The 15,577-nt window shown below is 48.2% G+C and carries 14 protein-coding genes; 10 read left to right on the top strand and 4 right to left on the bottom strand.

Annotated features, from left to right (window positions below):
* The first annotated feature begins 11 nt into the window (after positions 1 to 11).
* Complete coding sequence (locus tag K0H60_RS18400; RefSeq protein WP_011624233.1) at positions 12 to 947, top strand: SPFH domain-containing protein; 936 nt, start codon at positions 12 to 14, stop codon at positions 945 to 947.
* Positions 947 to 1,879 (top strand): SPFH domain-containing protein, encoded by a 933-nt coding sequence (locus K0H60_RS18395; RefSeq protein ID WP_011718443.1) that lies wholly within the window; start codon positions 947 to 949, stop codon positions 1,877 to 1,879. Before K0H60_RS18400 ends, K0H60_RS18395 begins: the two co-directional genes overlap by 1 nt.
* Positions 1,880 to 2,085: 206 nt before the next feature.
* Here the strand turns inward: K0H60_RS18395 and K0H60_RS18390 are convergent, their stop codons facing one another.
* The 4 genes from K0H60_RS18390 to priA all read right to left on the bottom strand — a co-directional run bounded on the left by K0H60_RS18390 (position 2,086) and on the right by priA (position 7,380).
* A complete protein-coding gene (locus K0H60_RS18390; RefSeq protein WP_011624229.1) occupies positions 2,086 to 2,310 on the bottom strand; it encodes a hypothetical protein in 225 nt (74 codons plus the stop codon).
* A 303-nt stretch (positions 2,311 to 2,613) separates the two neighbouring features.
* A complete protein-coding gene (locus K0H60_RS18385) occupies positions 2,614 to 3,309 on the bottom strand; it encodes an SPOR domain-containing protein (RefSeq protein ID WP_220056636.1) in 696 nt (231 codons plus the stop codon).
* Positions 3,310 to 3,312: 3 nt separating this feature from the next.
* On the bottom strand, positions 3,313 to 5,058 hold the full coding sequence (argS, locus tag K0H60_RS18380) for an arginine--tRNA ligase (RefSeq protein WP_011624227.1): 1,746 nt from the start codon (positions 5,056 to 5,058) through the stop codon (positions 3,313 to 3,315).
* Between the two features lie 111 nt (positions 5,059 to 5,169).
* Positions 5,170 to 7,380, bottom strand: a complete 2,211-nt coding sequence (gene priA, locus K0H60_RS18375) for a primosomal protein N' (protein ID WP_220056635.1) — start codon at positions 7,378 to 7,380, stop codon at positions 5,170 to 5,172.
* A gap of 103 nt (positions 7,381 to 7,483) precedes the next feature.
* On the opposite strand from priA, the gene K0H60_RS18370 reads away from it, so the two are divergent.
* From K0H60_RS18370 to K0H60_RS18335, 8 genes are all read left to right on the top strand, one after another.
* Positions 7,484 to 8,647 (top strand): FimV/HubP family polar landmark protein, encoded by a 1,164-nt coding sequence (locus tag K0H60_RS18370; protein WP_220056634.1) that lies wholly within the window; start codon positions 7,484 to 7,486, stop codon positions 8,645 to 8,647.
* Positions 8,648 to 8,812: 165 nt separating this feature from the next.
* A complete protein-coding gene (gene rpmE, locus K0H60_RS18365; protein ID WP_011624224.1) occupies positions 8,813 to 9,025 on the top strand; it encodes a 50S ribosomal protein L31 in 213 nt (70 codons plus the stop codon).
* Between the two features lie 511 nt (positions 9,026 to 9,536).
* Complete coding sequence (locus K0H60_RS18360; RefSeq protein WP_220056633.1) at positions 9,537 to 10,781, top strand: malic enzyme-like NAD(P)-binding protein; 1,245 nt, start codon at positions 9,537 to 9,539, stop codon at positions 10,779 to 10,781.
* 213 nt (positions 10,782 to 10,994) lie between these two features.
* Complete coding sequence (csrD, locus tag K0H60_RS18355; protein WP_220056632.1) at positions 10,995 to 12,905, top strand: RNase E specificity factor CsrD; 1,911 nt, start codon at positions 10,995 to 10,997, stop codon at positions 12,903 to 12,905.
* A 238-nt stretch (positions 12,906 to 13,143) separates the two neighbouring features.
* Complete coding sequence (locus K0H60_RS18350) at positions 13,144 to 14,022, top strand: MSHA biogenesis protein MshI (protein WP_220056631.1); 879 nt, start codon at positions 13,144 to 13,146, stop codon at positions 14,020 to 14,022.
* Positions 14,019 to 14,621, top strand: a complete 603-nt coding sequence (locus K0H60_RS18345; RefSeq protein WP_220056630.1) for a DUF2681 domain-containing protein — start codon at positions 14,019 to 14,021, stop codon at positions 14,619 to 14,621. The genes K0H60_RS18350 and K0H60_RS18345 overlap by 4 nt, the downstream gene beginning before the upstream one ends.
* On the top strand, positions 14,618 to 15,268 hold the full coding sequence (locus K0H60_RS18340) for an MSHA biogenesis protein MshJ (protein ID WP_220056629.1): 651 nt from the start codon (positions 14,618 to 14,620) through the stop codon (positions 15,266 to 15,268). The genes K0H60_RS18345 and K0H60_RS18340 overlap by 4 nt, the downstream gene beginning before the upstream one ends.
* On the top strand, positions 15,255 to 15,572 hold the full coding sequence (locus K0H60_RS18335; protein ID WP_088210033.1) for an MSHA biogenesis protein MshK: 318 nt from the start codon (positions 15,255 to 15,257) through the stop codon (positions 15,570 to 15,572). Before K0H60_RS18340 ends, K0H60_RS18335 begins: the two co-directional genes overlap by 14 nt.
* Positions 15,573 to 15,577: the final 5 nt, after the last annotated feature.

The raw sequence follows: 15,577 nt of genomic DNA, 5'->3' as shown, positions 1-15,577 counted from the left end.
AGGATGAGTCTATGTTTGTGTTTACCTTAGTCATTTTATTTGTCTTGTTTATTCTCTATAAGCTGATGCTGATAGTGCCGATGCGTGAGGTGCATGTCATCGAGCGTTTAGGGAAATTTCGCACCGTACTGCAACCGGGATTCCACTTCTTAATTCCTTTCTTCGATCGCGTCGCATATAAACACGATACCCGTGAGCAAGTGCTCGACGTGCCGCCACAAAGCTGTATCTCAAAGGACAACACTCAGCTTGAGGTGGATGGTTTAGTGTATCTCAAGGTCATGGACGGCAAATTAGCTAGCTACGGTATTGAAAACTATCGCAAAGCTGCCGTGAATCTGGCACAGACCACTATGCGTTCTGAAATCGGTAAGCTCACCCTTAGTGAGACTTTTTCCGAGCGTGATCGCTTAAACGAATCCATAGTGCGCGAGATTGATAAGGCGTCTGAGCCTTGGGGGATCAAAGTGTTACGCTATGAGATCCGCAATATCACGCCATCGCGCCATGTGATCCATACCCTTGAAAAACAAATGGAAGCTGAGCGTCGTAAGCGCGCCGAAATCACCTTAGCCAATGCCGAAAAGGCCGCGATGATCAATATGTCTGAGGGTGAGCGCCAAGAGGCGATTAACATTTCTGAAGGCCAAAAACAGAAGCGTATCAACGAAGCTAAAGGTACGGGGCAAGAGATTGCCATTATCGCTAAGGCAAAGTCCGAAGGCATGGCGATGATTTCCCAAGCGTTAGCAGTCAATGGCGGTAACGATGCGATGAATATGCTGTTAAAAGAACAGTTTATTGCTCAGGTCGGTAAGATCCTCAACGATTCGCAAGTGTCGGTTGTCCCCGCGGAAATGGCAAAACTCGAAGGATTCTTCGAAGGAATGGAACAAGTCACCCAAACCGTGGGTGGCCATAATGCAACTAGCAAAGGAGCACGTTAATGCAAATCCCATTGAATACTGATGTCGCGGTAATGGCCATTTGGGGACTGATTTTCGCCATATTTGTGATTAAGCTGTTCCAATCCATCCGCTTAGTTCCGACTAAATCGGCTTATATTGTTGAACGTTTAGGTAAGTACCACTCGACGTTAGATGCGGGTTTCCACACCTTAATTCCTTTTGTCGATAAAGTGGCTTATATCCATGACTTAAAAGAGGAAACTATCGACGTACCACCACAGGAGTGTTTCTCCAGTGACGAAGTGAATGTGGAAGTCGACGGGGTGATTTATATCTCTGTTACCGATCCTGTGAAGGCCAGCTATGGCATCACGGACTATCGCTATGCGGCAATTCAATTAGCGCAGACCACCACGCGCTCAGTGATCGGGACCTTAGATCTTGACCGCACTTTCGAAGAGAGGGATGTGATTTCGGCTAAGGTAGTGGAAGTGCTCGACCAAGCGGGCGCCATGTGGGGGATTCGCGTACACCGCTATGAGATTAAGAACATCACGCCGCCCGAGACGGTGAAAAACGCCATGGAAATGCAAGTGAATGCCGAGCGTGAGCGCCGTGCATTACTGGCAAAGAGTGAGGGTGATAAGCAGAGTAAGATCAATCGCTCCGAAGGGATTAAAGCGGAAACCGTAAACCGTTCAGAAGGTGAAATGCAGCGCCGTATCAACGAGGCCGAAGGTAAAGCGGAGGAGATTTTAACCCTGTCGCGAGCCACTGCGGAATCGATTGAGCGTTTAGCGACTGTAATTGCGGCGCCTGGTGGTCATAACGCACTGCGGATGCAACTTGGTGAGCAGTACTTTAAGCAGCTCGATGGCTTAAGCCAGAAGTCCAGCCGTGTGGTACTGCCAGGTAATATGGTCGATTTCGATTACTGGATGAATAGCATAGGCTTAAAAGAGAAAGCTTAATGCACATACACCATGTTGCGGCTTAAATATTCATCAGTTTAAGCCTCATAAACCTAAGGCCAAATAGTGATATTTGGCCTTATTTTTTGTGGTTTAGCATGGGATTAATGATAAAAAAGCGGGTTATAAATATCAGTTAACTGGCGCGGCGAATAGGGAACTCAATGCAGCCGTCCATTGGCGTATCGCGTAGTCTTCAGCCGTAATTAATAGGCCAGACGCTCGGAAATTTCAGAGTGGGAATGGGTTTCGATAAGGCGCGCAATGGTGTCTTGTTCGAGTACCGCTAAGGCCGAAATCTCGTTGTAAATCTTATCCTGCACATCTAGAGGCATGTGCACATGCTCCATATACATCCGGATGCTTAAGGCGTCACCGCTTTTGAACAGTTGGCTGAATTCAGAGGCTTCAATCTCGATTAATGCATTCATAATACTTCACCCTGAGGTTGGATTTTTGATGAGTAGACAACAGGTTTTGCTGTTACCTAAGAGATACGCCTAAGTTTGATCTAGGTCAATTAAACGCCATATTAATCTTTCTTAATAAACAACTTTACTCTTTAAAAATAGATGGTTATAAATTTCATAAAATGAAATTGTGACTTGGCTCAATGTTTGAAACGGGGTGAAAGAGGGGCGTTGGGAGCGGAGTTCAGTTGGCAAGAAGATAAAAAAATCGCGGCGCGTGATGAGTCACGCGCCGCGATGCTTAGACTGATTTTGCGAGCGGAATTACTTTGGAACGGCTAACAGCTGGCAGCCATTGATCCCCGCATTTTGCAAGGTGTGGCGTTTACGCTCGGCATCACGTCTACGTTCGTAGGGGCCGAGGATAACCTTGTACCACGTGCCTGAGGTGCCTTCAATTTGTCTGACCTGCGCCTCTAATCCTTGGAACGCAATCACAGCCTTCATCTGGTTAGCCTGAGACTCCTGACGGAATGATGCGCACTGCAATTGATATTGCTGTGGTGCGCGCGTCGACACGACATCGGGAATATCCACTTCGACGTTTTTATTCTCAAGTTCGTCCAGATAGGTCCATTCTTCCTTAGGCTTAGGTGGCAAGGCGTTCGGATCTTTCTTCGGCGCTTCAACGACGGGCTTTTCCTCCACCGGCGCAGTCACTACCACGGCTTGGCGCTCGGCTTCTTTCACCTTAGGCGTCAGAATCGTTGCCGATTCTTTTGCCTTAGTCGGCTTCTCGGTTTTCACCTCGACAGGCACTTCCTGCTTGGCGGTATCTTTAATGCTAAACAGAAAATAGCCAAAACTGCCGACGGCAATAAAGGCGAACAGGATCAATGGGATAGGGAGCTTACGGCGAGGCGCAGCCTTTTTAGCCGCAGGCCTCGCCCGTGTTGCGCGCATGGGGCGCTGTTTCGCGCCCGCTTGCGGTCTTCTGTTGGCATAGTCACGATTGCTCATGGCTTACATCCGTTCTAGGGTTTCGATACCTAGTAGATTTAGGCCTTTTTGCAGCGTGTTGGCCGTCAGTTGTGACAGCAGTAAACGGCTATGCTTTTGCTCGTCGTTATCGGCGGCAAGTACTGGGCAGGCCTCATAAAAGCTAGAGAAGGCCCCCGCTAATTCATAGAGGTAACCGCAAAGTACATGTGGTTGGCCCTTGTCGATTACGCGGCTGAGGATTTCACCAAACTGCGCCAGTTTGTTACCTAAGTCTTTCTCTTTTTCGTGTTCGAGTACAATCTTGGCTTGGCTTAAGTCAATATCGGTCGCACGTTTGAAGATACCAGCAACGCGGGTGTAAGCGTAAAGCAGGTAAGGCGCGGTATTGCCTTCAAAACTCAGCATTTGCTCGAAGCTGAAGATGTAATCGCTGGTACGGTTTTTCGACAGATCGGCGTATTTGACTGCGCTGATCCCCACAACACGGGCAATTTCAGCTAAGGTCGCTTCATCCATATCTGGGTTTTTGCTGCGAACCAGCTCAAGTGCGCGAGTATTGGCTTCATCCAGTAGATCAACCAGTTTCACCACGCCACCGGTACGAGTCTTGAATGGACGACCATCTTCGCCATTCATGGTACCGAAGCCTAAGTGCTCCAGTGACATATCGTTACGGACAAACTTGGCCAGCTTGGCAAGGCTAAATACTTGTTGGAAGTGCAGCGCTTGGCGTAAATCGACAAAGTAGAGTACGCGGTCGGCTTTTAGCACGCTTGAACGGTAACGCATAGCCGCTAAGTCGGTAGTGGCATAGAGGTAACCACCATCGGCTTTTTGAATGATAACAGGCAGCGCTTCGCCTTCTTTATTACGGAATTCTTCTTGGAAGACCACTTTGGCGCCGTTGCTTTGGGTCAGTAAACCTTGGGCGTCTAAATCTTTGACTACTTGTTCTAAGTCGGCGTTATAGGCGCTTTCACCGTGCACGTCGGCGCGGGTTAAGCTCACCCCTAAACGCTCGTACACTTCGTGGCAGTGACTTAGGGAAATATCGTTAAATTCACGCCACAGTTTGTTGCAGTATTCGTCGCCTGATTGCAGTTCAACCACGAGCTGACGGGCACGAGTCGCGAACTCTGCCGATTCGTCAAAACGCAGTTTGGCGGCACGGTAGAAGGTTTCGAGATCCGATAATTCTAATTGGGCTTGTTCGCCATTTTGCGCGCGCAATTCTTCCATGTAAGCCAGCAGCATACCAAACTGGGTACCCCAGTCGCCTACGTGGTTTTGGCGGATCACTTTATGGCCTAAAAACTCGAGGGTACGCACCACGCTGTCACCAATGATGGTCGAACGCAGGTGGCCGACGTGCATCTCTTTGGCGAGGTTAGGTGAAGAGTAGTCCACGACGATAGTTTGTGGCGTTGGTAGCTTAATCCCTAAATGCTCATCGCTAATGGCAGCCTGTAATTGGTTCGCTAAGGCGCTGTCATCAATGAAGAAGTTGATAAAACCAGGGCCTGCGATTTCAACTTTCGCCACATAGGCTGAGGCGGGTAGGTTGTCGATGATCAGCTGCGCCAATTCGCGGGGATTTTTACCCGCCGCTTTGGTTAGCATCATGGCTAAGTTGGTTGCCAGATCGCCATGGCTCTTATCCTTGGTTCGATCTACTTGAATTCGCGCCTCAAAATCCGCAGGCAAAATACCTTGTTGTTTAAAGGATTCGATAGTTTGTTCAAGTAATGATTGGATATGTGATTTCATGGGTTAATTAGCTACTAACTTTAAGAATGAATACAGGGAATAACCGCGTATTTTAGCCGTTTGTGGTGACTAATTGCTATCTTCCCGATGATTTTTTATCAAATTATTGAATCACAACAGATCCTGCGGATCCCTGTCTAGGCTCCAGCGACAACGTTTGGCCTCTGGCAGCTGTTCGACAAGGGGATAAATCCGCTCAAATTCCTGTTGTAATCTATGTCTGTGCTTGGCTTGAAACATCAATTGGCGGCGAAACTTGCCAGCTTTTCTGTCGAGTGGTGCTGGCATTGGGCCGATGATTTCAAACTCTTTATCTTGGGGTAGTAGCGCTGCAAATGCATTAAGAAAGTTATCGGCATCCAAAGCGGAGTGGGCTTCTGCGCGCACCAGCACCATGTGCCAAGCGGGAGGTAGCAGCGCCATTTGCCGCTCCTTTAATTGGCTGCGGGCAAACTCGCCATAACCCCGGTGGAGCAAATCCCTCAGTATCGGGTTATCGCTTTGGTGGGTTTGCAGCAACACAGTACCGGGTTTGTTAGCGCGACCAGCACGGCCAGCGACCTGAGTATAGAGCTGGCCGAAGCGCTCTGGCGCCCTAAAGTCGGCGCTAAAGAGCGCGCCATCGACATCTAATAAGCCCACTAAGGTCACATCTGGAAAGTGGTGCCCCTTTGCAAGCATTTGAGTGCCGACCAAGATCTTGTATTCGCCCTTATGGATTGCGCTTAAGTGGCTTTCGAGCGAGCCTTTAAGGCGGGTGGTATCACGATCGATTCGCACCACGGGATATTTCGGGAATTCCTGCTGCAATGCTTCGGCGAGTTGTTCTGTGCCTATACCTTGGCCCATCAACATGGTGCTGCCGCAATTGTGGCACTGCCTTGGAATGGCATATTGGTTGCCACAGTGGTGGCAGCGGATCTCGCCAAGGGATTGATGCACAGTAAAAAACGCATCGCAGCGGTCGCACTCGTGTAAGTGCCCACACTCGTGGCACAGCAGTGCTGGGGCAAAGCCGCGGCGGTTCAAAAACAGTAATACCTGATTCCCTGCCTCTAAATGGCTGCGGATTTCGTTGATGAGTGGCGCCGACATTCCTGCCTTGAGGGGCAGGTTTTTAATATCGATAATCCCTTGGCGCACTTTTTTCGCATTACCCGCTCGCTCCCCAAGTTGCAGGTGATGATAACGACCACTGAGGGCATTTTGCAGGGTTTCTAACGAGGGGGTCGCCGAACCTAAAATCACCGGGATCGATTCTAAATGTCCGCGCATCACGGCGAGGTCGCGGGCGTGGTAGCCAACGCCTTCCTGCTGTTTAAAGCTGCTGTCGTGTTCTTCGTCGAGGATAATTACACCGGGAAAAGCCATGGGCGTAAACAGGGCAGAGCGAGTACCAATGATGATGGCGGCTTGGCCGCAACGGGCCTGTCGCCAAGCTTCGAGGCGCTGGTTGTCGGTCAGTCCCGAATGCAGCACGGCCACATTAACCTTGAAGCGGCGCTTAAAACGATTAATGGTTTGCGGTGTTAAGCCAATCTCAGGTACCAGGATCAGCGCTTGCTTGCCTTGTTTGAGAATATGTTCGAGTACGGCTAAATAGACCTCGGTTTTACCCGAACCGGTAATGCCCTCTAGCAGGGTGCAGTGGTATCCTTGCTGTTGGGTGAGCAGGGTGACGGCAACTGCTTGTTCCTTATTGAGTCTATGGGGGGCTTCATCGAGTTCCAGTTGGCTGCGCCAATCGAGATTGAGCTCGGCGAGTTTCTCGTGTCTAGCAATCCAGCCCTTATCCTCTAAGGTTTTGAGCGCGGCTTTATTCAGTTCTAAACTGATGACGTCTTCCTGCGTCAGGCTGGTTTGCTGTAAGCGTTCGAGTAAGCGTTTTTGAGCCGGGGCGCGTTTTAATGTCTCAGGCGCAATATTGCTGCCCAGCTCTGTGATTTGCCAGTACTGAATTTTTTGCGGCGCGGCATCGAGCCCTTTACGCAGCGCCACGGGGAGCGCCTGTGTCAGCATTTGCCCTTGGCTGCAAAAGTAATATCTTGCGGCCCAGAGGGTTAATTTATAAAGCGATTCTGGCAATAAGGGCGCGTCATCAATAAACTCTATGACAGATTTGAGTTGCGTAGGTGCTAGATCGCAGCTGTCGGTGATGGCGGTGACAAGGCCAATCAGTTGCTGGCGTCCAAAGGGGACTTTTACTCTTATACCAATCTGAGGCTGTTGAGCGCTTTCCTCACCTTGCTCAGCGGTATCGACTCGATAGGTAAAGTTTTGCCGCATAGGCACAGGTAACGCAACTTCAACAAACAGTGACATATGCAGGTCGAGTCTTAAGGGAAATGAGGTTTAGTGTACTCAGCACGGCTAGCGAGGGCTAGTCCTAATGACAGTTTATCCAAGGATAGTTGAGAGTAAGTAAATGACTAAAATAGCGAAATCATTAGGACTATTCGCCTTAGTGTGTAGCGCATGTGTACAGGCGCAAGTTTCCCATGTGAGTGTCAATAGCCGCATGTTTGAATTGGGTGCTTACCCCAAAATGCGCGTCAATGTGATCACCGATAATCAGGATATGACCCGGCTTGAATTTGTGGTGCAGCAGTCAGGCGGTGAAGAAAAACTTATGGCCGAGCAGCTTAACCGTTTCTTGGTTTTGCTAACGGGTGTGGAGGATGTGACCGACCCTAAGGCGCGGCTATTGGTACGTGAATATCGTGTCGACCGTTGGTATGAAGTGAAAAATCTGCCACTGCTTGATAATACTTCCTCTGCGACGTCTTCAGTATCGCAAGCAAAAACGGCGGTTGTGAAATCAAGCAAAGCAGCCAAAGCCGAGACCAGTCTGCTGGCGGCAAGTTCTGCTGTAACTGATAAAGCCGCAGCTGTTAAATCAAGTAAACCAGTGCAAGAGGTGAATTTAGTTACCGCTGAAGCTGATGTTGCTCCCGTTGTTGTGGCTGCGGTGACGACAGAAGTTGCCGCGACGCCTCGCACCTCTGGATTTACCTTCCCTGAGGATAAGTCTGAGATTAAAGCATCCTCCACCTCGAGTTCGTCTGTAGTGGCATCTGATGAAGCTAAACCTAAGGCTGTTAAATCAGAAGTGACCAACTCTGATCCATCTAAATCTGATATGCCTACACCTGAGCCGTCGACAACAGAAGTCGTAAGCGTGCAGGCCGTTGCACAAGCGCCATCCGCTAACGCTGATACGGTAAGAATTGATAAGAGTACGACTACTACTGATTCGCCCGAAGTTAAGGCAGCCGAAGCAACTGCTGTAGAGGCTAAGCTTGTGAGCTCGATAAATGCTAATGCAACAAACTCGGGTGAGTGTATGTTGGATTATCACAACGAGACGTTGTGGCGTATTGCCAATCGCTATGCCCCTGAATGGAAAGTGAATGTTTATGGCGCCATGTTGGCGATTCACGATGCCAACCCTAAGGCATTTTCGAAGAATCGGATTAACGCGTTGAAGAAAGATGCCACGCTCTATTGCCCATCGGCCGAGATACTTTCGCGTTATCCCGATGCGCAGGCGGCAAGGATGAGTTTCGAAGATCGGGAAGCGGGGAGATAACTGCCAGCGAGCGAGTAGATTATCGTGAAAATGCTCAGATAATCTACTTGTGTCTGCGTGGGTGATACTGTAGTATTCTGCGCCCTAACATATCGTTATTAACTGCATGTGGTGTCCGACTTCGGGTTGGAAGAGCGACATGGCCTTACATTTGAGGTAATCCCAATGAAACCAGGTATCCACCCAGAATATGCAGTAATCACTGCAAACTGTACTTGTGGCAACGTAATCAAAGTAAACTCTACTGCTGGTAAAGACCTGCACTTAGACGTTTGTGGTGCATGTCACCCATTCTACACAGGTACACAAAAAGTTGTTGATACAGGCGGTCGTATCGACAAGTTCAACAAGCGTTTCGGTATGCTTGGCAAGAAATAATTGCGTTAGCAATGTTTCTAAAAGAGGCGCCTATGGCGCCTTTTTGCTTTTTGGCCTTCTGGCACAAAATCGCTACTTATCTGCCTTTCTGGTACGACTTCACTTAAAAAAGCATCAAAGTCACTGTATAGGGGCTTAAAGTCGCCTAAATCGACTTATTTATAGCAATTAACTATAAGATAACTGAGTTACTTATCTCTATTGTAATTTAATCAACATTTTTCGCTTTGTTAGGCGTTTTTTCATTGCTTTAGCGGGTTATGTTCGTTTGTTTCCTACAAATTTAAACAGATAATCATCCTTTATTGGGTGAGATAAGTTTATAAAACTTGGCTTAGAGAGATAAATCTGTCGCAAAGGCGAAATTTCTCAATATCTTATTTAAAAATTAACCCAATTGGCGTATCTTACCCCGACCTGCCACACTGTTTAAATCGCCCGTAAATGAGGTGATCTTGGGTTGGTCGGCCTTACTTCCATACTTATAAATGTCGCATTTCAGGATGTTAAAATGTCAGATATTCGTCAACAAGCACTCGATTATCATGAATTCCCCGTTCCCGGTAAAACCGCAGTCTGCCTCACTAAACCTGCTGAAACCAGCCATGACCTCGCACTAGCCTATAGCCCTGGTGTTGCTGAACCAGTACGTGAAATTGCTGCTAATCCTGACAATGCATATCGTTACACCAACAAAGGTAATACAGTCGCTGTTATCACCAACGGCACAGCGATTCTGGGTTTAGGTAACTTAGGTCCATTGGCATCAAAACCGGTGATGGAAGGTAAGGCTCTGCTGTTTAAACACTTTGCAAATATCGACTCGACCGATATCGAAGTGACCCACAACACCCCTGAAGAATTTATTAACACAGTTGCGGCTATCGCTGGCACCTTTGGTGGGATTAACCTCGAAGACATCAAGGCGCCTGAGTGCTTTGTTATCGAGCGCGAATTGATTAAGCGTTGTAATGTGCCTGTGTTCCACGATGACCAGCACGGCACCGCCATTGTGACCGCAGCGGGTATGATTAACGCCTTAGAAATCCAAGGTAAACTGATCAGCGATGCGACCTTTGTATGTATGGGTGCTGGCGCAGCGGCTATCGCCTGTATGACCATGTTGGTTAAGTGTGGTGCAAACCGTGCCAACATCTATATGTTAGATACCAAAGGCGTTATCCATGCGGGTCGTAACGATCTGAATGAATATAAAGCCCTGTTTGCAAACGATACCGACAAGCGCACCTTGCAAGATGTGATTAAAGGTGCCGACGTATTCTTAGGTTTATCTGGCCCGAACGTGATTGGCGCTGAAGAAGTGGCCATGATGGCGGATAAGCCTGTGATTTTTGCCTGTTCAAACCCAGATCCTGAAATCAAACCTGAGCTTGCCCACGCGACGCGCAGCGATTTAATCATGGGTACTGGCCGCAGCGATTATCCAAACCAAGTGAACAACGTACTGTGTTTCCCATTCATTTTCCGCGGTGCCTTGGATGTACGTGCATCTTGCATTAACGACGAGATGAAAGTGGCCGCGGTTCACGCGATTGCTGCCTTAGCAAAAGAAGAAGTCCCCGCGAGCGTATTGAAGGCTTATCCAAAGGTGAGTTCATTAAGTTTTGGCCCTGAATATGTGCTGCCAAAACCAATGGATCCACGCTTGTTACCTCGTGTTGCCCGTGCGGTTGCACAGGCTGCGATTGATTCGGGTGTTGCGGCAATCACTACGCTGCCACAATATGCGGATTAAGCGCTAAGTTGATTAACAAAAAAGAGGCTAATTAGCCTCTTTTTTGTTTTAACCTCGGATGAAATTTCTGCGATCAGAATTAGTTTTAGAGGCTTTGAAAACCAATCCTTAGTTGCCTTTTAGCGTATGCTACTGAATAATCTTGGCAGCATTTGTTGAACTCGTGTTAAGAGTGCACCGATAATTATAATAATCCAGCAGGATAGCGGATCGATGAAATTCACTCGAATGTTAACTACAAAATTAACCAGTTTTTGGTTAATGTCTTTGGCCGCTATCGCCTTCGTCTTTTTACTCAGCGCCATGATGAGCTTTGTGCAGTTGACCTATAAGTTTCAACAGCAGAAAGTGTCTGAGCTTGAATCCCTACTTATTGAGCATTATCAAACGCAGCCCGATTGGGAATTAGAGTCTTGGTTGCCGCCTATGTTGCTGGCGTACAACGCCGTCGAATTCCGTTTGACCATGAAGAGCGAAGTGCTTTTTGCCTATCAGGGCAATGTGCAGACGCAAAATGCCATGGTGTATACCCATTTGCTCGATCCCAAGTCGGGACTGAATATGACCCTCACGCTGCCACAGCCCTTTGAGCATTACAGCGTCAGTTGGTATGAGTTGCTCATTTTAGGCGTGGGCTTGATGGCAGTCATTGCGCTGGTGCGTTTTGGCCATGTGTGGTTTTCGCAGCAGTTGGATGGTATTGAAGAACTTGCCCAGCGTAGCCGACTGATTTTGCAAGGCAAGCACGAACAAGCACTCGCGACACCGGGCAATGGTAAGCCGAGGCTGATCAACCGAGCCTTAACTAAGCTGCTCGAAGAGTTGCAAGACGCCCACAAAGAACGTGGCCGTTTCGATAAGTTTATTCGTTCCAACACTTTTTTAGATGCACAAACCCGTATCGGTAATCGACTGTTTCTAAACAACCGTCTGGATGCCTTGAGCCATGATCAAGGCATGGTGGCCCACGGGGTAATTTATCTGTTGGAGATGGACGACCTCGATTTACTGCAGCAGGCGAAAGGGGAGAGCGCGGTTAAAGAGTTGCTCCATGCGACAGTCAACAGCATTAACTCTATTTTACAGACCTTACCCAACAGCATCTTTGCACGCCGCTCCCATAATCAATTTGCGATTGTCGTGCCCCATGTGTCTTTGATTGAGGCCGACCAACTTGCCAGTAAATTACTCAAAGTCTGTCTGAGCCAACCTTTGCCCGATGATGTGGAGAATCAAGACAACTTTTATCACTTGGGCTGCGCTTACTTTACCGCCGGAGATAATGTTAATCAGTTGCTCGATGAGGCCGATATGGCATTACGTGCCGCGCAATTACAAGGTAACAGTAATTGGTTTATGTACGATAAGGGCGCGATTGATGAGGAGTTTGCCAAAGGCTCAGTGCGTTGGCGTAGCTTCTTGGAGAATGCCTTAGTTCAGCGGCGTTTTTATCCCTTTAGCCAACCAGTGATGGATTCTGACGGCGTTGAGCATCACAAGGAAATCTTTACCCGGGCGCGGGATAATCAGGGCGCGTTAGTTAGGGCGACACTCTTTATCCCTATGGCAAACAAATGCGGTTTGATGCCTCAGGTAGAACGGCAGATGATTGAGCGTGTGTTGGGTCTATTGGCGCAGGAACAACATAAAAATCAAGTTTATAGTGTGAACTTGAGCCTAGATACCTTAATGAGCCGTGCCTTTACTCAGTGGCTTAAAACCACTCTGCTCGAATATCGCCACCTGACGCCACAACTGATTTTTGAGGTGTCCGAGGACATCGTTATCCAGCACCAGGATAAGCTTAAGCCTAAGCTGGATATGATCCGTAAGATGGGCGCACGACTGTGCGTCGACCATGTGGGTCAGCAGGTGGTAGGTACTTACTATATTCGTGAATGCCATTTCGACATGATTAAACTGCATAGGTCGATTGTGCGCCATATTCATTTACGCCCAGAAAATCAATTATTTATCCGTAGTCTTATCGGTGGTTTATATCGCACCGAAGTGCAAGTCTGTGCCGAGGGCATCGAAGTCTTTGAGGAATGGCAAACCCTACAAATCCTCGGTGTAGGTATGGCGCAGGGCATGTATTTTAGTGAGCCAATTGAGGTGCAATAACGGGGAATTATTTCCTCAGCGTATGTGATCGCTGTGGAAGAATAGGGCCAAAATGTCGGATTTCTCTATAAAATTCACTGATTAGCGGCTAAACTAGCCTGTGCCAAAATTATGACGCTGGATATGATGGGTTTCACATTTTGCAGGTGATGCGCATTATCCTTATTTCAGTTTTGGACGTTTGTTATTCGCGCTCTTATGACTCAAGCTTTAACTTTATCGGAAGACAGGCATTTTTATGGATAAAGGACTTTTTGCTCGGTTGGCCTTTTGGCGAGCCAAACAGGCTGGCGCGGCGCTCGGTGTCTATGTCTGTGCCGATAAGCTTTGGGTCTATGCTCCCGCGACTGAAAGTCTTGCAGAACAATGGGTTTCCTATGAGCTGCAACAGGAACAATGGCAACAGGCCTTTGCCAAACTTGCCAATGCCTTTCCCCACGCTTCCTTACAAATTGTCCTTGGCAGTGGCCGCTATCAATTGCTCGTGGCCGACAAACCGAATGTCGATAGCGACGAATTATCCCAAGCTTTACTCTGGTCTATCAAAGACATGGTGAATATCCCTGTGCCGCAAATCCACTTGGATTACTTTGAGTCACCCCTGCCGAGCAACAAGCTCAGCGTGGTTGTGGTCGATAAAGAAAAGTTGCGCGCTATGGTGCAAGCCATCAGCGATCAAGGTTTAAGCGTGCTAGGCATTAGCATTGAAGAATTAGCCATGACCAACCTGTTTGATGAGGATAATCAGGCGAGATTGGTCGTGAGCCATCATACAGGGCAAGACTTATTGCTGACTGTGGTCAAGCAAGGTCAGCTCTATATGCAGCGTCGAGTGCGGGGGTTTACCGAACTGGATAAGGCCGAAGTGGATGAGCTTAATTACGGACTGGCGGATAACTTAAGCCTAGAAATTCAGCGTTCTATGGATTACTTTGAAAGCCAATTGCGTCAGCCTCCGGTCGCCTCAATTGAATTATTTGCCGACGGTGCAGTGGATGCTTTGGCTAAGTTGGTATCGGCTAACTTTAACCAAGCCGTTAATGTCGTTAATAAGCGTGCCGTGGGCGCGAGCATGGCGGGATTAGCCTTTAGTGAACTTTCACGAGGTGCCGAGTGATAAAATCGAGAGTCAATCTATATTCTGCGGCATTATTACCCCCAAAGCAGAGCCTAACCTTTTCGAAATTAATGAGTTATACCATAGGTTTGGTACTGGTCTGTGCCATACTTGCGGCCTTTAGCTATTGGCAATTAGCCGAGTCTCAGCGGGCACTGAGCCAAGCCTCGGCGCAAAAACAGCAATTCGATCAGCAAAAAGCGGAACTTGAAGCGCAAATCGCCGCCCGCAAACCCGATGCTGAGTTAGTTGCGCGCGTCGAGCTAGAGTCGCAGCAGCTCGAGTTAAAACAATTATTGATGAATGAGCTGGCACTGCGCTCATCCCTCACCAGCCGAGGTTTTGCGCCTGTGCTGAAGGATTTAGCTATGGTGGCCGATGCGAGTGTTTGGCTAAACCATATTGTGATTAACGAGCAGCACTTTATGTTTGAAGGCTTTGCCGATCATCCGCAGAGCATTCCGCAATGGGTGGGCAAGTTAAAAACAACGAACACTTTAAAAGGTCAGGCTTTTTCGTCTATGACCATGGATCGCGGTGAGGATAAACCGCTGGCTTTCACGCTGACGAGTGAGACCCCAGAGGAGCAGGCGCGATGAAAGCCCGATTTGAACAGTTAGCGCAAAAGTTTGATGTTCTTAGCCAGCGTGAGCGCGGGCTTATCGCTCTCGCCGTGTTAGTGCTGGTCGTCATGTCGGCCTATATGCCTATCGAGTCGCTGTGGAAACAACAGCATTCGATGGCGCAGCAAGTGAAGGCGTTAGAGCAAGAAAACAAGATTTCGATGCAACAGATTGATTTATATCAGCAGCGATTGGCCATGGATCCTAATCAGGACTATCGCCAGCGTTTAAACTTGTTGCAGCAACAGAATCAAGAGATTGATGCTCAGCTCAACAAGCAGATGGTGGACATGGTGCCCGCCGATTATATGCCTGAGCTATTAGGTAATCTGCTTGGGCAGGTTCAAGGCATTAAATTACTTAAGTTTACCTCGGTTACGCCCGTGCCACTCCTTGCCGTAGGTGAAGAGAAAAAGCTAAATCTCTATAGCCATGGAATACGCATGAGCTTGGAGGGGGATTATTTTTCTGTGCTGCGCTTTGTTGAAGCGGTAGAGGCTATGCCCGACAAACTTTACTGGAAACGACTCGACTATAAAGTGGCCGATTATCCTAAGGGGAAAATCGATATCGAGCTTTATACCTTGAGTATCAATAAGGACTTTATCAGTGTCGCTAAATAAGCCTTATATTTTCATCGCATTATTGGGGTTGTCGGCGCAAGTCTCGGCTGAAGCCTTAAGGGATCCGACCTTGCCCGGCAAAGGCTACTCGGCCGCTGGCGCCGTGACTCAGAACCAAAATCAAGCCCTAGTGCTCAATAGCATCGTCAGCTCGGGCAACACGGCCTATGCCGTAATTAATAATAAAATTGTGTCCGTGGGAGACAGCATTCAAGGGGTCAAAGTGGTGCGTATCACCCCCTCGTCGGTCTCCTTGTCTGACGGACGGAAATTAGCATTATTTCAAGCAATAATAGAGAGATAGGGAAT

The sequence above is a fragment of the Shewanella mangrovisoli genome, from assembly GCF_019457635.1.
In the GTDB taxonomy this organism is placed as follows: Bacteria; Pseudomonadota; Gammaproteobacteria; order Enterobacterales; family Shewanellaceae; genus Shewanella; species Shewanella mangrovisoli.
The sequence above is the reverse complement of the archived record's forward strand: the minus strand, read 5'-3'. Positions and strand labels throughout refer to the sequence as shown.